Annotated in this window: 24 protein-coding genes; 19 read left to right on the top strand and 5 right to left on the bottom strand. The window is 71.7% G+C overall.

Annotated features, from left to right (window positions below):
- Positions 1–185 precede the first annotated feature (185 nt).
- The 6 genes from KU893_RS01115 (at position 186) to KU893_RS01090 (ending at position 7,305) form a co-directional block, all read left to right on the top strand.
- A complete protein-coding gene (locus tag KU893_RS01115; protein ID WP_218232455.1) occupies positions 186–1,124 on the top strand; it encodes a TraR/DksA family transcriptional regulator in 939 nt (312 codons plus the stop codon).
- Positions 1,097–1,672 carry a signal peptidase II gene (gene lspA, locus KU893_RS01110; RefSeq protein ID WP_246591403.1) on the top strand — a complete coding sequence of 192 codons (576 nt, stop codon included), beginning with the start codon at positions 1,097–1,099 and terminating at the stop codon, positions 1,670–1,672. The genes KU893_RS01115 and lspA overlap by 28 nt, the downstream gene beginning before the upstream one ends.
- The gene (locus KU893_RS01105) at positions 1,669–2,607 is read left to right on the top strand and encodes an RluA family pseudouridine synthase (RefSeq protein ID WP_218232454.1); all 939 of its coding nucleotides are present in this window, start codon (positions 1,669–1,671) and stop codon (positions 2,605–2,607) included. The genes lspA and KU893_RS01105 overlap by 4 nt, the downstream gene beginning before the upstream one ends.
- Positions 2,597–3,082, top strand: coding sequence for a GNAT family N-acetyltransferase (locus KU893_RS01100; RefSeq protein WP_218232453.1), 486 nt, complete (start codon positions 2,597–2,599; stop codon positions 3,080–3,082). Before KU893_RS01105 ends, KU893_RS01100 begins: the two co-directional genes overlap by 11 nt.
- Positions 3,083–3,160: 78 nt before the next feature.
- The gene (dnaE, locus tag KU893_RS01095; RefSeq protein ID WP_218232452.1) at positions 3,161–6,739 is read left to right on the top strand and encodes a DNA polymerase III subunit alpha; all 3,579 of its coding nucleotides are present in this window, start codon (positions 3,161–3,163) and stop codon (positions 6,737–6,739) included.
- Positions 6,736–7,305 (top strand): hypothetical protein, encoded by a 570-nt coding sequence (locus tag KU893_RS01090; protein ID WP_218232451.1) that lies wholly within the window; start codon positions 6,736–6,738, stop codon positions 7,303–7,305. The genes dnaE and KU893_RS01090 overlap by 4 nt, the downstream gene beginning before the upstream one ends.
- On the opposite strand, the gene ybaK is transcribed toward KU893_RS01090, so the two are convergent.
- Positions 7,247–7,735 (bottom strand): Cys-tRNA(Pro) deacylase, encoded by a 489-nt coding sequence (gene ybaK, locus KU893_RS01085; protein WP_218232450.1) that lies wholly within the window; start codon positions 7,733–7,735, stop codon positions 7,247–7,249. The two genes, KU893_RS01090 and ybaK, sit on opposite strands and share 59 nt — an antisense overlap.
- Positions 7,735–8,400, bottom strand: a complete 666-nt coding sequence (locus KU893_RS01080) for an LON peptidase substrate-binding domain-containing protein (protein ID WP_218232449.1) — start codon at positions 8,398–8,400, stop codon at positions 7,735–7,737. Before KU893_RS01080 ends, ybaK begins: the two co-directional genes overlap by 1 nt.
- Before the next feature lie 58 nt (positions 8,401–8,458).
- Between KU893_RS01080 and hisD the strand changes: the two genes are divergently transcribed.
- Genes hisD through hisH form a run of 4 tightly spaced genes read left to right on the top strand, consistent with a single transcriptional unit; the run spans position 8,459 to position 12,142 of the window.
- The gene (gene hisD / locus KU893_RS01075) at positions 8,459–9,772 is read left to right on the top strand and encodes a histidinol dehydrogenase (protein WP_218232448.1); all 1,314 of its coding nucleotides are present in this window, start codon (positions 8,459–8,461) and stop codon (positions 9,770–9,772) included.
- Positions 9,769–10,890, top strand: a complete 1,122-nt coding sequence (locus tag KU893_RS01070; RefSeq protein ID WP_218232447.1) for a histidinol-phosphate transaminase — start codon at positions 9,769–9,771, stop codon at positions 10,888–10,890. The genes hisD and KU893_RS01070 overlap by 4 nt, the downstream gene beginning before the upstream one ends.
- Positions 10,887–11,498 (top strand): imidazoleglycerol-phosphate dehydratase HisB, encoded by a 612-nt coding sequence (gene hisB / locus KU893_RS01065; RefSeq protein WP_218232446.1) that lies wholly within the window; start codon positions 10,887–10,889, stop codon positions 11,496–11,498. The genes KU893_RS01070 and hisB overlap by 4 nt, the downstream gene beginning before the upstream one ends.
- On the top strand, positions 11,495–12,142 hold the full coding sequence (gene hisH, locus KU893_RS01060) for an imidazole glycerol phosphate synthase subunit HisH (protein ID WP_218232445.1): 648 nt from the start codon (positions 11,495–11,497) through the stop codon (positions 12,140–12,142). Before hisB ends, hisH begins: the two co-directional genes overlap by 4 nt.
- A gap of 48 nt (positions 12,143–12,190) precedes the next feature.
- Here the strand turns inward: hisH and KU893_RS01055 are convergent, their stop codons facing one another.
- Positions 12,191–13,078, bottom strand: coding sequence for a DUF6801 domain-containing protein (locus KU893_RS01055; protein ID WP_218232444.1), 888 nt, complete (start codon positions 13,076–13,078; stop codon positions 12,191–12,193).
- A 164-nt stretch (positions 13,079–13,242) separates the two neighbouring features.
- Between KU893_RS01055 and priA the strand changes: the two genes are divergently transcribed.
- From priA to KU893_RS01040, 3 genes are read left to right on the top strand one after another with little or no spacing between them, the layout of a single operon-like run.
- Positions 13,243–13,980 carry a bifunctional 1-(5-phosphoribosyl)-5-((5-phosphoribosylamino)methylideneamino)imidazole-4-carboxamide isomerase/phosphoribosylanthranilate isomerase PriA gene (gene priA / locus KU893_RS01050; protein WP_218232443.1) on the top strand — a complete coding sequence of 246 codons (738 nt, stop codon included), beginning with the start codon at positions 13,243–13,245 and terminating at the stop codon, positions 13,978–13,980.
- Positions 13,977–14,753, top strand: coding sequence for an imidazole glycerol phosphate synthase subunit HisF (gene hisF / locus KU893_RS01045; RefSeq protein WP_218232442.1), 777 nt, complete (start codon positions 13,977–13,979; stop codon positions 14,751–14,753). The genes priA and hisF overlap by 4 nt, the downstream gene beginning before the upstream one ends.
- Positions 14,750–15,145 carry a hypothetical protein gene (locus KU893_RS01040; protein ID WP_218232441.1) on the top strand — a complete coding sequence of 132 codons (396 nt, stop codon included), beginning with the start codon at positions 14,750–14,752 and terminating at the stop codon, positions 15,143–15,145. The genes hisF and KU893_RS01040 overlap by 4 nt, the downstream gene beginning before the upstream one ends.
- Here KU893_RS01040 and KU893_RS01035 read toward each other — a convergent pair.
- On the bottom strand, positions 15,139–15,318 hold the full coding sequence (locus tag KU893_RS01035) for a hypothetical protein (RefSeq protein WP_218232440.1): 180 nt from the start codon (positions 15,316–15,318) through the stop codon (positions 15,139–15,141). The genes KU893_RS01040 and KU893_RS01035 overlap by 7 nt on opposite strands.
- A 214-nt stretch (positions 15,319–15,532) precedes the next feature.
- On the opposite strand from KU893_RS01035, the gene KU893_RS01030 reads away from it, so the two are divergent.
- Genes KU893_RS01030 through KU893_RS01005 form a run of 6 tightly spaced genes read left to right on the top strand, consistent with a single transcriptional unit; the run spans position 15,533 to position 20,795 of the window.
- Positions 15,533–17,290 carry an ABC transporter ATP-binding protein gene (locus KU893_RS01030; protein WP_257441084.1) on the top strand — a complete coding sequence of 586 codons (1,758 nt, stop codon included), beginning with the start codon at positions 15,533–15,535 and terminating at the stop codon, positions 17,288–17,290.
- Positions 17,287–19,104 (top strand): ABC transporter ATP-binding protein, encoded by a 1,818-nt coding sequence (locus tag KU893_RS01025; RefSeq protein WP_218232438.1) that lies wholly within the window; start codon positions 17,287–17,289, stop codon positions 19,102–19,104. Before KU893_RS01030 ends, KU893_RS01025 begins: the two co-directional genes overlap by 4 nt.
- A complete protein-coding gene (hisI, locus tag KU893_RS01020; RefSeq protein WP_218232437.1) occupies positions 19,104–19,454 on the top strand; it encodes a phosphoribosyl-AMP cyclohydrolase in 351 nt (116 codons plus the stop codon). The genes KU893_RS01025 and hisI overlap by 1 nt, the downstream gene beginning before the upstream one ends.
- Entirely contained in the window at positions 19,447–20,082 is a 636-nt protein-coding gene (locus KU893_RS01015) for a Trp biosynthesis-associated membrane protein (RefSeq protein ID WP_218232436.1), read from the top strand. The genes hisI and KU893_RS01015 overlap by 8 nt, the downstream gene beginning before the upstream one ends.
- 59 nt (positions 20,083–20,141) lie before the next feature.
- The gene (locus KU893_RS01010) at positions 20,142–20,342 is read left to right on the top strand and encodes an HGxxPAAW family protein (RefSeq protein WP_218232435.1); all 201 of its coding nucleotides are present in this window, start codon (positions 20,142–20,144) and stop codon (positions 20,340–20,342) included.
- Positions 20,343–20,357: 15 nt separating this feature from the next.
- Positions 20,358–20,795 carry a DUF2752 domain-containing protein gene (locus KU893_RS01005; protein WP_218232434.1) on the top strand — a complete coding sequence of 146 codons (438 nt, stop codon included), beginning with the start codon at positions 20,358–20,360 and terminating at the stop codon, positions 20,793–20,795.
- A 75-nt stretch (positions 20,796–20,870) separates the two neighbouring features.
- Here the strand turns inward: KU893_RS01005 and KU893_RS01000 are convergent, their stop codons facing one another.
- Positions 20,871–21,218 carry a DUF4190 domain-containing protein gene (locus KU893_RS01000; RefSeq protein ID WP_218232433.1) on the bottom strand — a complete coding sequence of 116 codons (348 nt, stop codon included), beginning with the start codon at positions 21,216–21,218 and terminating at the stop codon, positions 20,871–20,873.
- Positions 21,219–21,378 lie beyond the last annotated feature (160 nt).

Raw genomic sequence — 21,378 nt, 5'->3', positions numbered from 1 at the left:
GGGCTCGCCGTGCTCGACACCTGCCCCTCCGGGGGCGGCCGCCCGGGGGGGCCCACCGGTTCGTCGTCTCCGGCCGATCTCGCTCCCTGCGCGCCTCCTTGGACGGCCTCGCCGTACCCGCTACCCTCCGCAGCACGCCCACCGCTCGCTGGCGCGTGGGTCGCCGCCTTCCGAGGAGTCCTTCAATGGCCCGCAGCACGAAGAAGTCGTTGGCCGGTCAGGCCGCTTCCGCCGCCCGGAAGATCATCCGTCCGCGCAAGGCGACGGCCAGCGCCGCAGCCCCGGCGAAGTCCGCCGCGAAGCCGGCGACACCCGCGAAGAAGGCGACTCCGGCCAAGAAGGCCGCTCCCGCCGCCGCGAAGAAGGCGGCCCCGGCCAAGAAGGCGGCTCCGGCGAAGAAGGCGGCTCCGGCGAAGAAGGCCGCCCCGGTGAAGAAGGCCGCTCCCGCCGCCGCGAAGAAGGCGGCTCCGGCGAAGAAGGCGGCTCCGGCCAAGAAGGCGACTCCGGCGAAGAAGGCCGCTCCCGCCGCCGCGAAGAAGGCGGCCCCGGCGAAGAAGGCCGCTCCGGCGAAGAAGACGGCCCCGGCCAAGAAGGCCGCTCCCGCCGCCGCGAAGAAGGCAACCCCCGCCAAGAGGACTGCTCCGGCGAAGAAGGCCGTGCCGGCGAAGAAGGCCGCCCCCGCGAAGGCCGCTGCTCCTGCCCCGAAGGCGCCCACGCGCACGACCGCACCCGCGTCCCTGGTGGTCCTCGACCACGAGGAGGCCTGGTCGGCCGCCGAGCTCGCCGAGGTGCTGGCCGAGCTCCACGAGCAGCGCGAGGCGAGCGCCCGGATCCTCGAGGAGCAGGAGGCCGACCTCAGCGGCCTGCTGCGTGACTCCGGTGACGGCGCTGGCCAGGACCAGGCCGACCTCGGTGCGACCAGCTTCGAGCGTGACCACGAGCTCACCGTCCTCAACCACGAGCGGGAGAAGGTGGCCCAGATCGACCGGGCCCTGGCACGCATCGACGACGGCACGTACGGCGTGTGCGAGTCGTGTGGCAACCCGATCGGCAAGATGCGGTTGATGGCCTTCCCGCGTGCCACACTGTGCATGACATGCAAGCAGCGCGAGGAACGTCGGTAGACCACCGCGACGACGGATCCGGCCGGACCGGCGAGGGCTTCCTCGCCCACCCGCGCAGTTGGATGCTCTTCGCTGCGGTCGCAGCCGTGATGATCGCGATCGACCAGGTCGCGAAGGTCCTGGCCGTGCGCCATCTCGCGGGGGAGCCCGACCGTGAGGTCGTCGGGGAGCTGCTGCAGCTGCACCTGACCTACAACCCGGGCGCGGCGTTCAGCCTCGGCACCCGGTTCACGGTCGCCATCACCTGCCTGGCCTGCGTCGCGACCCTGGTCGTGCTGTGGACCAGCCGCCGGGTGGGCAGCAAGGTCTGGGCGATCGGGCTCGGCCTGCTGCTGGCCGGAATCGACGGCAACCTGGTCGACCGGATGCTCCGCGAGCCTGGTCCGTTCAAGGGGCACGTCGTCGACTTCCTGATGCTGCCGAACTGGCCGGTCTTCAACGTGGCCGACATCTGCATCAACGTCGGCGTCGGCCTGATCCTGCTCCAGGTCCTGCGGGGTGTGAACCTCGACGGTAGCCGCGCCACCACTGCCGAGGAGAGCGCATGACCACGGTCGACCACCGCAGCCTGCCGATTCCCGACAGCCTCGACGGCGAGCGCGTCGACGTCGCGATGGCCCAGCTCTTCGGGGTCTCCCGCACCCGTGCGGCCGAGCTGATCGCGCAGGACCGCGTGGTCCTCGACGGCGCGCCGGTCGGCGGCAAGAGCGAGCGGGTCCTCGGCGGCTCCGTCCTCGACGTGTCCATCCCGGCCGAGGTCGACCACCTCGAGGTGGTCCCCGAGCTGGTCGAGGGGATCAAGATCATCCACGACGACGACGCGATCGTCGTGATCGACAAGCCGGTGGGCGTCGCGGTGCACCCCTCGCCGGGGTGGCGCGGCCCGACCGTCGTCGGCCACCTCGCCGGCGCGGGCTTCCGGATCTCCACGTCCGGAGCCAAGGAGCGCGAGGGCATCGTCCAGCGCCTCGACGTCGGCACCTCGGGCGTGATGGTGATCGCCAAGTCCGAGCACGCCTACTCGGTGCTCAAGAACGCCTTCCGCCGTCGTACCGTCGACAAGACCTACCACGCGCTGGTCCAGGGCCATCCCGACCCGCTCGAGGGCACCGTCGACGCCCCGATCGGCCGCCATCCCAGGTTCGACTACAAGTTCGCGGTGATGGAGGACGGGCGCCACAGCGTCACCCACTACCGCACGCTCGAGGCGCACCGCTTCGCCAGCCTGCTCGAGATCCACCTCGAGACCGGCCGCACCCACCAGATCCGGGTGCACATGAGCGCGCTCAAGCACCCCTGCGTCGGTGACATCACCTACGGTGCCGACCCGGTGCTGGCCCGCCGGGTCGGGCTGGAGCGGCAGTGGCTGCACGCGGTCAAGCTGGGTTTCGAGCACCCGGAGACCAACGCGTACGTCGAGTACGAGTCGACGTACCCCGACGACCTCGCGCACGCGCTCGAGGTCGTCCGCGATGCCCACTGACCCGGGGGGATCCGCGGGCCTGCTGCTGCGCCCGGCGAGGGCTGACGACGTCCCGGCGATCGCCGCGGTCCAGCTGGCCGCCCGCGCGGCCTCACCGATGCCACCGGGGATCCATCCGCCCCACGAGGTCCGCGCCCACCTCGCCGCGCGGCTCGGCGACTCCGAGTGCTGGGTGGCCGAGAGCGGCGGGGGAGTCGTGGGCTACGCGAGGTTCACCCGCACCTGGCTCGACGACCTGTACGTCGACCCGGCCCACCAGGGCACGGGCGTCGGCGGTGCGCTGCTGGACCTGGTGAAGGTCCGTCACCCCGACGGCTTCAGCCTGTGGGTCTTCGAGCAGAACGCCCCCGCGCGGGCGTTCTACGCCGCCCGCGGCCTGGTCGAGCGGGAGCACACCGACGGCTCGGAGAACGAGGAGCGGGCGCCCGACCTGAGGATGGAGTGGGCGCCCGGATCTGTCGGAGGGTCGGCCTAGCGTCGCCACGATCGTCACGTAGGCTGGTCCTCTTCCCCGAGCGACCGCCCTTGACCCTTGAGGAGAGCCGAACCACCGATGGCTGCTGACGCCGGGGACTTCGTCCACCTGCACGTCCACACCGAGTACTCCATGCTCGACGGTGCGTCGCTGCTCGACGGGTTGTTCACCCGGGTCAACGACCTCGGCATGTCGTCGATCGCGATGACCGACCACGGCAACCTGCACGGTGCCTACGACTTCTACTCCAAGGCGAAGAAGTACGGCGTCCAGCCGATCATCGGCATCGAGGCCTACATCACGCCCGGCACCCCGCGCGGCGAGCGCCGCCGCGTGCGCTGGGGCCAGAGCAACGCCGCCGACGCCAGCGAGGAGGGCGGCAACGACGTCGCCGGTGGCGGCGCCTACACCCACATGACGATGTGGGCCGAGTCCACCGAGGGCATGCACAACCTGTTCCGGCTCTCGTCGCGCTCCAGCCTCGAGGGGTACTTCTACAAGCCCCGCATGGACAAGGAGATCCTCGCCGAGCACAGCAAGGGGATCATCGTCTCCACCGGCTGCCCGAGCGGGGCGATCCAGACCCGGCTGCGCCTGGGCCAGTGGGACGAGGCGGTCCGTGAGGCTGCCGAGCTGCAGGACATCTTCGGCAAGGACAGCGTGTTCCTGGAGCTGATGGACCACGGCATCTCGATCGAGAAGCGGGTCCGCGACGACCTCCTGCGCCTCGGCAAGGAGCTCGGCATCGCGCCGATCGCCACCAACGACTCCCACTACAACAAGCCCGAGGACGCCGACGCCCACGACGCCCTCATCTGCGTCGCCTCCGGCAAGCGGCTCTCGGACCCCAATCGGCTGAAGTTCGACGGCGGTGGCTACTACATCAAGTCCGCCGCCGAGATGCGCGAGCTGTGGGCCGACCGGTTCGGCATGCCCGAGGCCTGCGACAACACCCTGGCGATCGCCGAGCGGTGCTCGGTCGAGTTCAAGGAGTCGACCGGCGGCTACATGGCCCGCGCCGACATCCCCGAAGGCGAGACCGAGGAGTCCTGGTTCCGCAAGGAGGTCTGGCGCGGCATCGAGGCGCGCTACCCCGGCGACCTGCTGACCCAGGCGGTCAAGGACCGGGTCGAGATGGAGCTCGCGGTCGTCTCCCAGAAGGGCTACTGCGGCTACTACCTCGTGGTCGCCGACTTCATCCAGTGGTCCAAGCGCAACGGGATCCGGGTGGGACCGGGCCGTGGCTCGGGTGCGGGCTCGATCGCTGCGTACGCGCTCAGCATCACCGACCTGTGCCCCCTCGAGCACGGCCTGTTCTTCGAGCGCTTCCTCAACCCCGAGCGCCCCTCGATGCCCGACTTCGACATCGACTTCGACGACGCCCGACGCGGCGAGGTGATCCAGTACGTCTCGGAGAAGTACGGCGCCGAGCGTGTCGCCCAGATCGCCACGTTCGGCCGGCTCAAGGCCAAGGCCGCGATCAAGGACGCCGCGCGCGTCCTCGACCACGGCTTCGCGATCGGCGACAAGATCACCAAGGCGATGCCGCCCGACGTCATGGGCAAGGGCGTGCCGCTCAAGGAGATCTTCAACCCCGAGCACAAGCGCTACAACGACGGCGGCGAGTTCCGCGCGCTCTACGAGTCCGACGCCGACGTCCGCACGATCTACCAGACGGCGGTCGGCCTCGAGGGCCAGATCCGCAACTGGGGTGTGCACGCCGCCGGCGTGATCATGTCGAGCGAGCCGCTGATCGACATCGTGCCGATCATGGCCCGCCCGCAGGACGGCGCGGTGATCACCCAGTTCGACTACCCGATGTGCGAGTCGCTGGGCCTGGTCAAGATGGACTTCCTCGGTCTGTCCAACCTGCGCATCCTCGAGGACGCCCTGGCCAACATCAAGGCCAACAAGGACGAGGTCGTCGTCCTCGAGGAGCTCCCGTTCGACGACCGGGCCACCTACGAGCTGATGGGCCGGGGCGACACCCTGGGCGTGTTCCAGCTCGACGGTGGTGGCATGCGCGCGCTGCTGCGCTCGATGCTGCCCGACAAGTTCGCCGACATCACCGCGGTCAGCGCGCTCTACCGCCCTGGCCCGATGGGTGCCGACTCCCACAACAAGTACGCCCACCGCAAGAACGGGCGCCAGCCGATCGAGCCCATCCACCCGGCGCTCGCCGAGGCCCTGGAGCCGGTGCTGGGGGAGACCTACGGCCTGATCGTCTACCAGGAGCAGGTGATGGCGATCGCCCAGGTCCTGGCCGGCTACTCGCTGGGCGCGGCCGACAACATGCGCCGGGTCATGGGCAAGAAGAAGAAGGCCGAGCTCGACGCGCAGTTCGAGGGCTTCGAGGCCGGCATGCTCGAGCGCGGCTACCCGAAGGACGCGGTCAAGACGCTCTGGGAGATCCTCGTCCCGTTCGCCGACTACGCGTTCAACAAGTCGCACTCCGCGGCATACGGCGTCATCACCTACTGGACGGCCTACCTCAAGGCCAACTACCCGACCGAGTACATGGCCGCGCTCCTGACGTCCGTCAAGGACGACAAGGACAAGATGGCGATCTACCTCAACGAGTGCCGCCGGATGAAGATCCAGGTGCTCCCGCCCGACGTGAACGAGTCGGCCCACGACTTCACCGCGGTCGGGCGCGACATCCGGTTCGGCCTCACCGCCATCCGCAACGTCGGCTCCAACGTGGTCGACGGCATCGTCGAGGCCCGCGCCGAGAAGGGGCGGTTCGTCGACTTCAACGACTTCCTGTCCAAGGTGCCTGTCGCGGTGTGCAACAAGCGGGTCATCGACTCGCTGATCAAGGCCGGCGCCTTCGACGACATGAAGCACCTGCGCCGGGCGCTGGTCGCGATCCACGAGACGGCCGTCGACCAGTACGTCGACATCAAGCGTAACGAGGCGATCGGCCAGGACTCGCTCTTCGCCGGCCTCGGCGACGACGACGGCGGCGGCGGCGACGGCGGGTTCGGCGTGAGCGTCGCGATTCCCGAGATCGACGAGTGGGACAAGATGACCCTGCTCGGCCACGAGCGGGAGATGCTCGGCCTCTACGTGTCCGACCACCCGCTGCTCGGCCTCGAGCACGTGCTCTCCACCGGCACGGACTGCACGATCGGCCAGCTGGTCACCGACGAGAGCCGCCCGCACAACTCGACGGTCACCGTCGCCGGCCTGGTCACCTCGATCCAGCGCAAGATCACCAAGAACGGCGACCCGTGGGCCACGGTCACGCTGGAGGACCTCGAGGGTGCGATCGAGGTGCTGCTGTTCCCGAGCAGCTACCGGCTCGCCGCGCCCTACCTCACCGAGGACGCGATCATCCGGGTCCGCGGCCAGCTCGACACCGAGCGCGACACCTCCCAGCTGCGCGGCCAGGAGGTCACCGTCCCCGACCTGGACAAGGGCAGCGACGGCCCGGTCGTGATCAGCCTGCCCGCGACCCGGTGCACCGGCCCGGTGGTGGCCCAGTTGCGCGAGGTGCTCACCTCGCACGCCGGCCTGACCGAGGTGCGCCTCCTGCTGCTGAGCCGCGACTCCACCAAGGTGATGCGGCTGGGGGACAATCTCCGGGTGACTCCTTCCTCGGCCCTGTTCGCCGACCTCAAGCACCTCCTCGGCCCGGGGTGCCTGGCCGGATGAGGCGCCTGGCCCTGGTCGTTCCCGTCGTGCTCGGCGCCCTGCTCGGGGCGGCCGGCGGCCTGCTCTGGTGGGCCTGGTGGGGACCTGCCCCGCAGGGGAAGGTCTACGACACGGTGGCGGGCAAGGCGTGGTACCCCGACCCGTTCGACCCCGGCATCACCCGCGACTTCAGCGGTACGGCCACCTTCGTCGTGGTCGCCTTCGCGCTCGCGCTGGTGCTCGGACTGGTCGGGGGCTGGCTGGCGCGCCACCAGGCGGTCGCCGGGATCCTCGCGGTGCTGGCCGGTGCGGGCCTCGGCGTCGTGGCGATGACCCTGCTGGGGGAGTCGCTCAGCCCGCCCGATCCGGCGAGCCTGCTCGCCGCGCACCAGGTCGGCGACGTCATGCCGGGTCACCTCGCGGTGTCGGGCTGGACTCCCTACCTCGCCTGGCCGGTCGGCGCGCTGCTGGCCTACCTGGTGCTGATGCTGTCCTTCTCGCCGGCGGTGCCGGCGAGCGACGCGCAGGCTAGCGCCGGATCGCCGCGACCCGAGCAGCCGTCAGGCGCACCAGCTCCGCAGGGCTGAGCTCGACCTCCATCCCGCGCCGGCCCGCCGACACGAAGACGGTGTCGTGGCTGAGCGCGGAGTCGTCGACCACGGTGGGGTGCGCCTTGCGCTGCCCGAGCGGTGAGATCCCGCCGACGACGTACCCGGTCGCGCGCTCGGCGGCCTTCGGGTCGGCTATCGCGGCCTTGCGCCCGTCGACGGCGCGAGCCAGCGCCTTGAGGTCGAGCTGGCCCGAGACCGGGACGACGCCCACCACGAGCGCGCCGTCGACGTCGGCGAACAGGGTCTTGAACACCCGGTCCGGTGCGATCCCCATCGCCTCGGCGGCCTCGCCGCCGTACGACTCCGCACGGGCGTCGTGGTCGTACTCGTGCACGGTGAACGCGACGCCCGCGGTGGTCAGCGCGGTCGTGGCCGGCGTGCCGCCGGTCTGCTTCTTGCGCGCCATCAGTTCGGGCTCCAGCGGGTGCGGGCGACCTCGGTGGCCGGCAGCGACGTGATCACGTTGATGGCGCGCAGCTCGGTGCGGAGCAGGTCGATCACCAGCGCCAGCCGCTCGGCGGTGTCGCCCGCCTCGAGCAGCTGCTGGCGTTCGCCCATCGGCAGCGGCGTGCAGGCGGCGAGCGTCCAGGACAGGTAGGTCGGGTCCTTCGGCAGCTCGCCCTGCAACGGGTCGCCGGCGATGGTGCGCACCACGTGCCGGTAGGCGGTGAAGGTGGCCCGGGCCTGCTGCACCAGCTCCTCGGGTACGACGCTCTCCCGGTTGGGCAGCACCGCGACCTCGCCGACGGGGTAGTCCCCGGAGCCCAGCAACCGGTTGAGCTGGATCCGGTCGCGGCCGACCGCCACGATGTCGAAGCTGCCGTCGGCGCGCGCCTCGACCTCCGTCAGCTGGAGGCGGACCCCGATCCGGTAGACCGAGTGGTTGCCGTGGTCGCCGACCTCGTAGCCCTCCCGGATCGCGACGGTGCCGAACAGTCGCTGTGAGGGGTCCTCGATGCGCAGCAGGTGGTGCACCAGTGCCCGGTAGCGGTCCTCGAACACGTGCAGCGGCACGCTCACTCCCGGGTAGAGCACCGCGTTGAGCGGGAACATCGGGAGCTGGTCGGTCACGTGTCCAACGTAGCGGGGACCGCGTCGCCGGCGTGCGCGGCGACCGTAGAATCAGAGCATGTCCCTCATCCGTCGCATCGACCTGCGTGACGCCGGTGCTGGTTCGGCCACCACCGACTACCGCGCAGCAGTGCCCCGTGCCGACTTCGACATCGAAGCCGCGGTGCCGGCGGTGCATGCGATCTGTGAGGAGGTCCGCACCCGCGGGCTGGACGCGATCGTCGAGTTCGGGGAGAAGTTCGACGGCGTCCGCGTCGACGACATCCGGGTGGCGCCCGCTGCGATGCAGGACGCGCTCGACCGGCTCGAGCCCGACATCCGGGCGGGCCTCGAGGAGTCGATCCGCCGGCTCCGCGCCACGTGTGCCAACGAGCTCGAGCAGGACGCCGTCACCGACCTCGGGCCCGGCGCCCGGGTGACCCACCGCAAGGTGCCGGTCGGCCGGGTGGGTCTCTACGTCCCCGGTGGCCTGGCGCCCCTGGTCTCCAGCGTGCTGATGAACGTGGTCCCCGCCCAGACCGCCGGCGTCGAGTCCATCGCCCTGGCCAGCCCGCCGCAGAAGGAGTTCGGCGGTGCGGTCCACCCGACGATCCTGGCGGCGTGCGCGCTGCTCGGCGTCGAGGAGGTCTACGCCGTCGGCGGTGCCCAGGCGATCGCCATGTTCGCCTACGGCGTCGGTCCCTGCCGTCGGGTCGACCTGGTGACCGGCCCCGGCAACATCTGGGTGGTCACGGCCAAGCGGATCCTCAAGGGCCAGGTCGGCATCGACTCCGAGGCCGGTCCCACCGAGATCGCGATCCTCGCCGACGACACCGGCAACGCCGCCTACGTCGCCGCCGACCTTATCAGCCAGGCCGAGCACGACCCGCTGGCCGCCTCCGTCCTCGTCACCACCTCCGAGCGCCTCGCCGCCGAGGTCGAGGCCGAGCTCGACCAGCAGGTCGCCGCCACCAAGCACAGCGAGCGGATCACCACCGCGCTCGGCGGGAAGCAGTCCGCGATCGTGCTGGTCCGCGACCTCGAGCAGGGCCTCGACGTCGTCAACGCGTACGCCGCCGAGCACCTCGAGATCCACACCGAGGACGCCGCGGCCTGGGCCGCCCGGGTCCGCAACGCCGGCGCCATCTTCGTCGGCCCGCACGCCCCGGTCAGCCTCGGCGACTACTGCGCCGGGTCCAACCACGTGCTCCCGACCGCCGGCTGCGCCTGCCACTCCTCGGGCCTGTCGGTGCGCGCGTTCACCAAGTCGGTGCACGTCGTCGACTACACCGCGGCGGCGCTGGCCGAGGTCGCCGCCCACGTCGTCACCCTTGCCGAGGCCGAGGACCTGCCCGGTCACGGTGCCGCCATCACGGTCCGGTCGACGCGGTGAGCGGACCGACCACCGGCGGCTGGCCGCCGCTGCGTGAGGAGCTGCGCGGGATCGAGCCGTACGGCGCCCCGCAGCTCGACGTACCCGTCCAGCTCAACGTCAACGAGAACCCCTACGGGCCCTCGCCGGCCTGCGTCGCGGACATCGCGACGGCGGTGGCGCAAGCGGCGGTCACCCTGAACCGCTATCCGGACCGGGAGTTCACGGCCCTGCGCACCGCTCTCGCGGCGTACCTCTCCAAGGACGCCACGGCCTCGATCGCCCCCGAGCAGGTGTGGGCGGCCAACGGGTCCAACGAGGTGATGCTGCAGCTGCTGCAGGCCTTCGGCGGCCCGGGCCGCACGGCGGTGAGCTTCGCGCCGACCTACTCGATGTATCCCGAGTACGCCCGTGACACCAACACCCGCTGGGTCGCCGGCCGGCGGGCCGAGGACTTCGCGCTCGACCTCGACGCCGCGCGTGACCTGGTCAAGACCGAGCGGCCGAGCGTGATCCTGCTGCCGAGCCCCAACAACCCGACCGGCACCGCGCTGCCGCCCGAGGCGGTCGGTGTGCTCTGCGAGGCCGCCGGCGACGGTGACACCAACGGGATCGTCGTCGTCGACGAGGCGTACGGCGAGTTCCGGCGCACCGGTGTCCCGAGCGCGCTGGAGCTGCTGCCGTCGTACCGGAACCTGGTCGTGACGCGCACGATGAGCAAGGCGTTCGCGGGCGCCGGGCTGCGGCTGGGCTACCTCGCCGCGGCGCCGGAGATCTGTGACGCGATCCGGGTCGTGCGACTGCCCTACCACCTCTCCGCCGTCACCCAGGCGGTCGCGCTCGCGGCCCTGCGGCACGCTCCCGAGCTGCTCGGCAAGGTCGACGACCTGCGTCGCGAGCGGGACGCGCTGGTCGACTGGCTGCGCGCCGAGGAGTACGACGTCGCCGACTCCGACGCCAATTTCGTGTTGTTCGGGCGATTCGCCGACCGTCATGCTGTCTGGCAGGGTCTCCTCGACCGGGGTGTCCTGATCCGGGAGACCGGGCCCGACGGCTGGCTGCGGGTCTCGGTCGGCACCCCCGAGGAGATGGCCGCCTTCCGGGCCGCCCTGACCGACGTAGATGGAGAGCGCGCATGACGGCGAGGACCGCACGCATCGAGCGGCAGACCAGCGAGTCGAAGGTGATCGTCGAGGTCGACCTCGACGGCACCGGCAAGCACGACATCTCCACCGGTGTCGGCTTCTACGACCACATGCTCACCGCGTTCGCGCGCCACGCGCTGGTCGACCTCACGGTCCAGACCGACGGCGACGTGCACATCGACGCCCACCACACCGTCGAGGACACCGCGATCACGCTGGGTCAGGCGCTGCGCCAGGCGCTGGGCGACAAGGCCGGCATCCGCCGCTTCGGCGATGCGACCGTTCCGCTCGACGAGGCCCTCGTACAGGCCGTCGTCGACGTGTCCGGTCGGCCCTACTGCGTCCACACCGGCGAGCCGGAGGGTCAGCAGTACGTCCAGCTCGGCGGCTCCGGGGTGTCCTACCTCGGCTCGCTGACCCAGCACGTCTTCGAGTCGATCGCCTTCCACGGCCACTTCGCCCTCCACGTGCGGGTGCTCGCGGGCCGCGAGCCGCACCACATCGTGGAGACGCAGTTCAAGGCGTTCGCCCGGGCCTTCCGCGACGCGGTCGCGATCGACCCGCGCGAGACCGGCATCCCCTCCACCAAGGGAGCCCTGTGAGCGCTCCGTCCGTCGTCGTCCTCGACTACGGCTCCGGCAACCTGCGCTCCGCCGTCCGCGCGGTCGAGCGGGCCGGTGCGTCGGTCACCCTCACCGCCGACCTCGACACGGCGATGGAGGCCGATGGCCTGCTGGTGCCGGGCGTCGGCGCGTACGAGGCGTGCATGCGCGGGCTGCGGGCGATCCGGGGCGAGCGGATCATCGCCCGCCGCCTGTCCGGCGGACGACCGGTGCTCGGCATCTGCGTCGGCATGCAGATCCTGTTCGAGCGGGGCATCGAGCACGGCGTCGAGACCGAGGGCTGCGGCGAGTGGCCCGGCGTCGTCGAACGGCTGCAGGCCCCGATCGTCCCGCACATGGGCTGGAACACGGTGTCCGTTCCGTCCGGGACCCGGCTGTTCGCGGGGATCGAGCACGAGCGCTTCTACTTCGTGCACTCCTACGGCGTGCGGGACTGGAAGCTGGTCACCAACGACCGCACGCCCCAGAGCCACCAGCCCTTGGTGACCTGGGCCGAGCACGGCGGCGACCGCTTCGTGGCCGCCGTCGAGAACGGTCCGCTGTGTGCGACCCAGTTCCACCCCGAGAAGTCGGGGGACGCGGGCGCCCAGCTGCTGCGCAACTGGGTCACCTCGCTGGGCTGATCGGGCTGATCACCCGGGCCGGCCCGACCGGACCGACCCGGGCCGCGGTCAGCGGACCTTGAGCTTGGTCGTGGCGCTCGAGGCGCCGACGGTGCCGCCGGCTCCGCTGTAGGACGCCGTGACCGTGTACCTGCCCGGCTTGAGCTTCTTGAAGGAACCCTTCGCGGTGCCGCCGGCGACGGCCACCGTCTGCGTCTTCACGGTCGTGCCCTTCTTGAGAGTGAAGGTCACCGAGCCGGTGGCGCTGGCCGGGGTGACGGTCGCGGTCACCGTCGCCTTGCGCGACTTCTTGGCGTACCTCGCCTTGACCGTCGTCGAGCTGGCGGTGGCACCGGGGCCCGCGGTCCCGCCCCCGGCAGCCGTGATCGTGCTGATGACGGTGCTCTGACCCGGCGCCAGGGTGCAGGAGAGGTCGGCCACCGGCATGAGGGCGGCCGGCTCGCCGTCCTTGAAGAGCTTCATCGTGACCTGCTGGGGGCCGGCCGCGATGGTGCGGGTGCTGCCGGCCTCACCGGCCGTGATCGTCGGCATGGTGCCGGTTCCGGTGAGCACGATCTGCCCGCTCGCGGGCACCGGGCCACGAGGAATCGTGATCGACGTCGGTGCGGCTGCGGCGTCGACGGTGTGCCCGGCGGAGATGGATCCCTCGATCTGGTCGGCCATTCCGCGGAACGCGCCGGCAAGGTCGTCGGGAACGGTCATCGTCATGGTGACCGTCGGGGTGACCGAGCTGCCGGGAGCCACGGTCGCGGGCGCGTTGGTCGTGATGTCGGTCGCGAAGGTCTTCTGACCCAGGATCGGGACAGTGCAGTCGTAGCTCAAGGTCGCGGCCGAGGCCGCTCCCGCCGTACCGATGACGACGGCGGTGCTGGCCGCGAGGCCCAGAACGGCTCCGATGGACACGGAGTGCCAGGTGGTGCGATGACGCAAGGTCATTGGGGTTTCCCTCCCGAAATGTGTTGTTGTGCCGGCCGCCACCCCTCCCGAGTGGCGGCCGTTTCGCCACGCCATCACAAAAAGAGAACAAGTTCTAGTCCCTGTCTCCCGTGTCGGCGAGACGCGGCGCAGCACCTCGGTCCGCCTCCTCTAGGATCGCGGCCATGACCGGCTACCTCGAGCTGCTGCCCGCCGTCGACATCAAGGGCGGCCAGGCCGTCCAGCTGGTGCAGGGCGTGGACGGCTCCGAGAAGCGCTTCGGCGACCCGATCGAGGCGGCCCTGCGCTGGCAGGAGGCCGGCGCCGAGTGGCTGCACCTGGTGGACCTCGATGCGGCCTTCGGCCACGGCAACAACCGTGAGCTGCAGGCCGAGATCGTCGGCCGTCTCGACATCCAGGTGGAGATGAGCGGCGGCATCCGCGACGACGAGTCGCTGGAGGCCGCGATGGCCACCGGCTGCCGGCGGGTCAACATCGGCACCGCCGCCTTGGAGCAGCCCGAGTGGTGCGCACGCGCCATCGCGACGTACGGCGACCGGGTGGCGGTGGGCCTCGACGTCCGCGGTCGCACCCTGGCCGCCCGTGGCTGGACCAAGGAGGGCGGCGACCTCTACGAGACCCTCGCCCGGCTCGACTCCGAGGGCTGTGCCCGCTACGTCGTGACCGACGTCAACAAGGACGGCATGCTGCAGGGCCCGAACCTCCAGCTGCTGGAGGACGTCTGTGCTGCGACCTCGCGCCCGGTCGTCGCCTCCGGCGGCGTCACGACGCTCGACGACATCCGCGCGCTGATGGAGCTCGTCCCGCTCGGCGTCGAGGGCGCGATCGCCGGAACCGCGCTCTACACCGGGCAGTTCACCCTCGAGGACGCGCTCGCGCTGACCCGGGGCGGTCTCGTATGACCCTCGCGGTCCGGGTCATCCCGTGCCTCGACGTCGAGGCCGGCCGGGTGGTCAAGGGCGTCAACTTCCAGGAGCTGCGCGACGCCGGTGACCCGGTGGAGCTGGCCCGGCTCTACGACGCGGAGGGCGCCGACGAGCTCACCTTCCTCGACATCTCCGCCTCCCACGAGGGCCGCGCGACCACGATGGACATCGTCTCCGCGACGGCCGAGCAGGTCTTCATCCCGCTCACCGTCGGCGGCGGCGTCTCCTCGGTCGAGGACGTCGACCGGCTGCTGCGGGCCGGCGCCGACAAGATCGCCGTCAACACCGCGGCCATCCGCCGGCCCGAGCTGATCGCCGAGATCGCCGACCGCTTCGGCAACCAGGTTCTGGTGCTGTCGGTCGACGCCCGCCGGGTCGGCGCCGACGCCGCAGCGGTGGGGGACTCGGGCTTCGAGGTCACCACCCACGGTGGCCGCCGGTCCGCCGGGATCGACGCCATCGAGTGGGCGGTCCGCGCCGCCGAGCTGGGCGCGGGTGAGATCCTCCTCAACGCGATGGACGCCGACGGTACGACCGACGGGTTCGACCTCGAGCTGATCCGCAAGGTCCGCGCCGAGGTGTCCGTCCCCGTGATCGCCTCCGGCGGTGCCGGCGCTGCCGAGCACTTCCCGCCGGCCGTCGAGGCCGGCGCGGACGCCGTCCTCGCCGCCACGGTCTTCCACTTCGGCACCCTGCGGATCGCGGACGTCAAGGCCGCGCTGTCCGGGGCAGGTCTGCCGGTCCGGTGACGGGGGAGGGCGCGGACGCGACGTACGACACCTATGAGCCGGGTGCCGTCGCCGAGTCCGTCGCCGAGTCCGATGCGCAGCCCGACGCGCAGTCCGACGCCGTGGGCGGGCAGGGTCCCTGGCGGGTCCTGATCGAGTACGCCAACCGCGGCGACCTCAAGCCGCCCACCGTCGTGCAGATCGGGCGCACGGAGCACGCGGAGCGCGCCGTCGCGCTCGAGGCGGCCCTGCGCGCGTGCCATGAGTTCAACCCGCCGGACCCCACGTTCGAGCAGAGCCGCCAGGTCTACCGCGACGGTCCCGACGGGTTCCTGGTCGTGCTCGAGGGGGCGATGTCGACGTTCCACATGAGCGTACGGATCGTCAGCCCGCTCGCCCCTGCAGGTCAGTAGCCGGCTATCCCGCTCGCGCCCCGGTCGGCCAGGTCGCCGAGCTCGCCGGACGGCGCGTCACGCGCCGGCGGGGTGCGCCGGTCGGGCTGCTCGGCGCCGGAGGCGGCGCATCCGCTGAGCAGGACGGCGACGGTGAGGCAGAGGACCCCGAGACGGGTACCGAGAATGTCCATGTCAGCAGGATCGCCCGATCTCCCGGCGGGTGCGCCGAGTTCTCCACAGGCCGTGACGTGGGGGAGTGGATCTCGCGGCAGGTGAGGAGCACCCAGGCGTGTTGACGTGATGGTGACGGAGATTCTTCTCCACCACGTTGCTGCGTGATCGCCTCGACGTCTCGGACCCGCTGCGCGAGGAATAGGCTCGCGCGGTGCGAGGTTGCGGGCAGAAGTGAGCACAGGAAGCGGTACGACGTCCGCCGGGTTCGGCGTGCTCTGGGTGGCCATCAAGCGGGAACCGTGGATCTTCGCGGTGTCGACGGTCGGGAGCCTGCTCTTCGGAGCGCTGACGGTCGCCGACGCCTGGGTGCTGGGCTGGTCGACGGACCACGTCGTCCTCCCGGCCTTCCGGGACGGTGAGATCGGCGCCGGTCTGCTCTGGGCGGTGCTCGGGCTGTTCGTCGGCGTCGCGATCCTGCGGGCGGTCGGCATCGTCGCGCGCCGGCTGGGCGCGGGCGTCATGCAGTACCGGATGCAGGCGCACAGCCGCCGTGCCGTCACCCGCCAGTACCTCCGGTTGCCCATGGCCTGGCACCAGAAGCACCCCACGGGCGAGCTGCTCTCCAACGCGAACGCCGACGTCGAGGCGGCCTGGGGGCCGATCGCGCCGCTGCCGATGGCGGTCGGGACGGTCGCGATGATGGTGATCGCGGTCGTCCAGATGCTGCTCACCGACCTGGTCCTGGCGGCGGTCGGCCTGCTCGTCTTCCCCCTCGTGATCGGCGTCAACGTCGTCTACCAGCGCCTCGCCCAGGGCTGGGCCACCCGCGCCCAGGAGCTGCGGGCGGAGCTGTCCGAGATCGCCCACGAGTCCTTCGACGGCGCGCTCGTCGTCAAGACGCTCGGCCGCGAGCCCGAGGAGACCCAGCGGTTCCGGGCCAAGGCCGAGGAGCTGCGCGAGGCCAACATCCGGGTCGGCCGGATCCGCGCGGCCTTCGACCCCACGCTCGCCGCGCTGCCGAGCCTCGCGGTCCTCGTGGTCCTGGTCATCGGCGTGAACCGGGTGGTGTCCGGCGCCACGGTCGCCGGCGACGTCGTGACCATCGCCTACCTGCTCACCGTCGTCGCGTTCCCGATCCGCTCGATCGGCTGGCTGCTGGGCGACTTCCCGCGCAGCGTCGTGGGATACCGGCGGGTCGCCGCGGTCGTCGCCGCCACCGGCGCGATGGAGTACGGCGAGCGCCCGGCCCCGCGCCACGCCGGTGGTGCGCGGCTCGAGGTCGACGGCGCGGCGTTCGGCTACGCCGCCGACCGGCCGCTGCTGCGCGAGGTCACCTTCGACGTCGAGCCCGGCCGCACCGTGGCCCTGGTCGGCGCCACGGCATCCGGGAAGAGCACGCTCACCGGCCTGTTGGCGCGGCTGGTCGACGTCGACTCCGGCGCGATCCGGGTCGACGGGATCGACCTGCGGGAGCTGCGCCGGGGCGGACTGGCGGAGGTCCTGGCCGTCGTTCCCCAGAGCGCGTTCCTCTTCGACGACACGGTGCGCGGCAACGTCGCGCTCGGCGTCGACATCCCCGACGAGGACGTCTGGGCTGCGCTGCGGACCGCCCAGGCGGACGGCTTCGTCGCCGCGCTGCCCGACGGCCTCGACACCCGGCTGGGGGAGCGCGGCACCTCCTTGTCCGGCGGTCAGCGACAGCGCCTCGCCCTCGCCCGCGCCCTGGTCCGGCACCCGCGGCTGCTGGTCCTCGACGACGCCACCTCTGCGGTCGACCCCGAGGTCGAGGCCCGGATCCTCGCCGGACTGGGCGCGGAGGACACCACGCTGGTCGTGGTCGCCTACCGCAAGGCGACCATCGGCCTGGCCGACGAGGTGCTCTACCTCGTCGACGGCCGGATCGCCGACCGCGGACCCCACGAGGAGCTGGTCGCCCGCAACGCCGACTACGCCCGCCTCGTCAACGCCTACGAGGAGGTGCCCGCATGAGCACGGCCCTGCGCACCCCCGAGCACACCCGCCTCGCCACGGGCGAGGACCTCGGCGCGTGGGAGACCCTGCGCCGCGGCATCCGCCACTCGCCCGAGCTGGTCGAGGGCATCGGCTGGACGCTGACCCTGGCGGTCCTCGCCTCGGTCGGCCAGGTCGTCGTCCCGATCGCGGTCCAGCAGACCATCGACAAGGGGCTGCGGGGTCCCGACGGCCCGGACCCGGGCTTCACGACGTGGCTCGCGCTCGCCGCGGCGGCCGCGATCGTGGTGACCAGCTGGGCGTCGTACGCCATGACGGCGCGGCTGTTCTCCTCCGCGGAGCGCGGCCTGGCGACGCTGCGCGTCAAGGCGTTCCGCCATGTCCACGACCTGCCGCTGCTCACCCAGAACACCGAGCGCCGCGGCGCCCTCGTCTCGCGCGTCACCAGCGACGTCGACCAGGTCAGCCAGTTCCTCGTGTTCGGCGGCCTGATCTTCGTCGTCAGCGTCGGGCAGATGCTGATCGCGACCGTGGTCATGGTGTTCTACAGCTGGCAGCTCGCCGTCGTCGTGTGGGTCTGCTTCGCGCCGCTCTTCTTGAGCCTGCGCTACTTCCAACGCAAGCTGGCCGCCGCCTACGGCACCGTACGACGCCAGGTCGGCGTGCTGCTGTCCGCGGTGTCCGAGCCGGTGGTCGGGGCGGCGGTCGTGAAGGCGTACGCGATCGAGGAGCGCACCCAGGAGCGGATCGACACCGCCATCGACGCCCACAAGGCGGCGAGCACCCGGGCGCAGGGGTTCACCGCGTTCTCGTTCAGCCTCGGCGGCATCTCGGCCGGCTTCGCGAACGCCGGCGTGCTCATCGTCGGCATCTGGCTGGGTCAGGGCTTCGCCTGGGGTGCGGGCATCACCGCGGGCGAGGTGCTCGCCTTCGCGTTCCTCGTGACCCTGTTCGTGGGCCCGGTCCAGATGGGCACGCAGATCCTCACCGACGCCCAGAACGCCATCGCCGGCTGGCGCCGCGTGATCGGCATCCTGGACACGCCCGCGGACCTGGTCGACCCGGGCGCCGAGGGGCAGAGCCTGCCGAAGGGTGCGATCGACGTCCGCTTCGACGGCGTGGCGTTCGCCTACCCCGGCGGCGTCGAGGTGCTCAGCGACATCGACCTCGTGGTCCCGGCCGGGCAACGGGTGGCCGTGGTGGGCGAGACCGGCTCCGGCAAGTCCACCATCGCCAAGCTGCTCACCCGGCTGATGGACCCGAGCCGCGGCCGGGTCCTGCTCGACGGCGTCGACCTGCGCGAGGTCGCCGAGAGCGCGCTGCGCCGCAGCGTCGTCCTGGTGCCGCAGGAGGGCTTCCTCTTCGACGACACGCTCGCGGCCAACGTCCGCTACGGACGGCTGGGCGCCACCGCGGAGGAGATCGGCGCGGCCGCCGAGGCCATCGGTCTCGGCGACTGGCTCGCGGGCCTGCCCGACGGCATCGACACCCGCGTGGGGCAGCGCGGCGAGTCCCTGTCGGCGGGGGAGCGCCAGCTCGTCGCCCTGCTGCGCGCCCAGCTCGCCGACCCCGACCTGCTCGTCCTCGACGAGGCCACCAGCGCCGTCGACCCCGAGCTCGAGACCCGGATCGGGCGGGCGCTGGAGCGGCTGATGAGCGGGCGCACCTCGGTCACCATCGCCCACCGGCTCTCGACCGCCGAGGCGGCCGACGTGGTGGTCGTGGTCGACCGCGGCCGGATCGTCCAGCACGGCCCGCACGCCGAGCTCGTGCGGCAGGCGGACAGCCCCTATGCGAGGCTGCACGCGTCCTGGGTGGCGCAGCGCGGATAATGGAGCCCGTGACCTCCCTTCCCACCGAGATCGCCGACCGTCTCAAGCGCACTCCCGACGGGCTGGTGCCTGCCGTGGTGCAGCAGCACGACACCGGCGAGGTGCTCATGCTCGCGTGGATGGACGACACCGCGCTGCATCGCACGCTGACCACCGGCCGGGCGACGTACTGGAGCCGCTCGCGCAACGAGTACTGGGTCAAGGGCGAGACCTCCGGCAACCCCCAGCTGGTCAAGGAGGTGCGCCTCGACTGTGACGGCGACACCCTCCTCGTCAAGGTCGACCAGGTCGGCGTGGCCTGCCACACCGGCGCCCGCACCTGTTTCGACCACGGGCTGCTCGATGCCTGACGGCACGCAGGACCCGGCTCGACGGACCTTCGGCCCGGTCGTGCTCCTCGGACTCGCCGGCAGCGGGTTCGCGGCTGTCGCCGGGCACAAGGCGATGCTCTCGATCCCCGAGGCGACGCTGACGGCGGCCGGCGGGATCGCACCGACGGCCCAGGAGCGCTCGGTGGAGTTCCCGCTCGCCGGCGCGCTCGCGCTGGTCGCGCTCGCCGCCTGGGGCGTCCTGCTCGTCACCCGAGGGATCGTGCGCCGCGGTGCGGCCCTCCTCGCGCTCGTCGCGGCCGCCGGCTTCATCGTCGTCGTCGTGGTCGGCGGCTTCGTCCAGGACGATGACGCGGCAGCCGACCTCGCGACCCGCCTCGGGCTCAACCTCACGGCCATCGACGTCGAGCGCAGCAGCTGGCTGTGGATCGCCGTCGGCTGTGGGCTGGTCGCCCTCGTGGCGGCGGGCGCGGCCGTACGGCTGGTGCCGTCGTGGCCCGAGATGGGCAGCCGGTACGACGCCCCCACGGGCGCCGGCTCGGCAGCCGCGGCCGCCTCCGTCGCGGATCCCGCGGACCAGTCGAACCTCGACCTGTGGAAGTCCCTCGACGAGGGCCACGACCCGACCGACGGCCCGAGCGACCGCTGAGTCCCAGCACCCCCTAGAATCACACCCGATCCACCCGAACGAGCGAGGAGTTCCCTCTCATGGCCGACAACCACGGCAACACCCCTGCGGCCTGGACCGCCGTTCTCGTCTCGCTCGTCGGCTTCATCGTGGGTGCGGTCGGCATGTCGATCCACCCGCTGAACTGGGTCCTGTTCTGGGTCGGCACCGCCGTCGTGATCGCTGGCGGCGTCGTCTTCGTCGTGATGGCGAAGCTGGGCCTCCACGAGGCCGGCCACTGAGCCTGGCCCTCGGCCATGACCCTCGCGGCTGATCCGGTCCGCACCGCCGCCCCGGCGCGGTGGCGCCGGATGGTGCCGCCCGCCGCCGTGGTCGGCGGCCTCGCCGCCGCGAGCCTCGCGCTCCACCTGCGCGACCCGCACGAGCAGGGCAGCTGGGGCCTGTGCCCCTCCGCCGCGGTCGGCATCTCCTGCCCGGGTTGCGGCGGCCTGCGTGCCGTCAACGACCTCAGCAACCTGCAGATCGGGGCCGCGGCCTCCAGCAACCTGCTGTTCGTGGCGAGCCTGCCGTTCGTGCTCTACGCACTGGCCCGCTGGACCCACGGCCGCTGGACGGGCCGCCCCTGGGCCGTCCCCGCGGAGCGCACGGCGGCCGGGACGTGGGTCGTCCTGGTCGTGATGGCGCTGTTCGCCGTCGTGCGGAACACGCCCGCGGGGTCCTGGCTCGCGCCCTGACGAGACACACCGGCGGGGCCAGGCTGGTGCCTGACCCCGCCGGTGGCGTTCGTCGGCCGCGTCGGCCGGAGGGCGTCAGCTCGTGCTGAAGCTGACCGTGCCCGCGATGGCGATGAGCAGGACGTAGGCGACGATGCCGACGACCATCAAGATGGTGCCGACCATGCCGCAGATCCGGCCGGCGTTGACCGTCCCGCGGTTGGTGTAGGCACTCGGGTTCGCGTCGATCTCCTTGATCGCCTTGTTGCCCATCACCCACGCGGCGATGCCGAGGGGGCCGCAGCAGACGATGCCGAGGATGCCGAGGATCAGGATCGTGGTCCCCTGCGGGTGGTCCCCGCCACCGACGGGGCCGCCGTATCCGTAGCCGCCAGCAGGCGGCGGGGGCGGGGTGCCGTAGTTCGGCGGCTCGTTGTAGCTCACGGTGAGGTCCCTTCTCAGGTGTAACGGGTGAACGTGTGGCCCGACCGAGTCGCGGGCGGTGTGTGGAACCCTAACGGCCGCGTGCCACACTCGACACCACGCGTTGGTGTGTCGGTGCGGTCGGACCCTCCCCGCGCGGAGCACTTCGAACCAGCCCACT

This window comes from Nocardioides daeguensis (assembly GCF_019192965.1).
GTDB classification, from domain to species: Bacteria; Actinomycetota; Actinomycetes; order Propionibacteriales; family Nocardioidaceae; genus Nocardioides; species Nocardioides daeguensis.
Note: the sequence above shows the minus strand (reverse complement) of the source record. Positions and strands in the feature narration are given on the sequence as shown.

Excerpts from the sequence above, each read along its gene's own strand:
- KU893_RS01090 (WP_218232451.1), top strand. The coding sequence starts at position 6,736 with ATGAGGCGCCTGGCCCTGGTCGTTCCCGTCGTGCTCGGCGCCCTGCTC.
- KU893_RS01025 (WP_218232438.1), top strand. The coding sequence starts at position 17,287 with ATGAGCACGGCCCTGCGCACCCCCGAGCACACCCGCCTCGCCACGGGC.
- ybaK (WP_218232450.1), bottom strand. The coding sequence starts at position 7,735 with ATGGCGCGCAAGAAGCAGACCGGCGGCACGCCGGCCACGACCGCGCTG.
- priA (WP_218232443.1), top strand. The coding sequence starts at position 13,243 with ATGACCGGCTACCTCGAGCTGCTGCCCGCCGTCGACATCAAGGGCGGC.
- lspA (WP_246591403.1), top strand. The coding sequence starts at position 1,097 with ATGCAAGCAGCGCGAGGAACGTCGGTAGACCACCGCGACGACGGATCC.
- hisI (WP_218232437.1), top strand. The coding sequence starts at position 19,104 with ATGGAGCCCGTGACCTCCCTTCCCACCGAGATCGCCGACCGTCTCAAG.
- KU893_RS01010 (WP_218232435.1), top strand. The coding sequence starts at position 20,142 with ATGGCCGACAACCACGGCAACACCCCTGCGGCCTGGACCGCCGTTCTC.
- hisF (WP_218232442.1), top strand. The coding sequence starts at position 13,977 with ATGACCCTCGCGGTCCGGGTCATCCCGTGCCTCGACGTCGAGGCCGGC.
- hisB (WP_218232446.1), top strand. The coding sequence starts at position 10,887 with ATGACGGCGAGGACCGCACGCATCGAGCGGCAGACCAGCGAGTCGAAG.
- dnaE (WP_218232452.1), top strand. The coding sequence starts at position 3,161 with ATGGCTGCTGACGCCGGGGACTTCGTCCACCTGCACGTCCACACCGAG.
- KU893_RS01055 (WP_218232444.1), bottom strand. The coding sequence starts at position 13,078 with ATGACCTTGCGTCATCGCACCACCTGGCACTCCGTGTCCATCGGAGCC.
- hisD (WP_218232448.1), top strand. The coding sequence starts at position 8,459 with ATGTCCCTCATCCGTCGCATCGACCTGCGTGACGCCGGTGCTGGTTCG.
- KU893_RS01105 (WP_218232454.1), top strand. The coding sequence starts at position 1,669 with ATGACCACGGTCGACCACCGCAGCCTGCCGATTCCCGACAGCCTCGAC.
- KU893_RS01100 (WP_218232453.1), top strand. The coding sequence starts at position 2,597 with ATGCCCACTGACCCGGGGGGATCCGCGGGCCTGCTGCTGCGCCCGGCG.
- KU893_RS01115 (WP_218232455.1), top strand. The coding sequence starts at position 186 with ATGGCCCGCAGCACGAAGAAGTCGTTGGCCGGTCAGGCCGCTTCCGCC.
- KU893_RS01005 (WP_218232434.1), top strand. The coding sequence starts at position 20,358 with ATGACCCTCGCGGCTGATCCGGTCCGCACCGCCGCCCCGGCGCGGTGG.
- KU893_RS01035 (WP_218232440.1), bottom strand. The coding sequence starts at position 15,318 with ATGGACATTCTCGGTACCCGTCTCGGGGTCCTCTGCCTCACCGTCGCC.
- KU893_RS01015 (WP_218232436.1), top strand. The coding sequence starts at position 19,447 with ATGCCTGACGGCACGCAGGACCCGGCTCGACGGACCTTCGGCCCGGTC.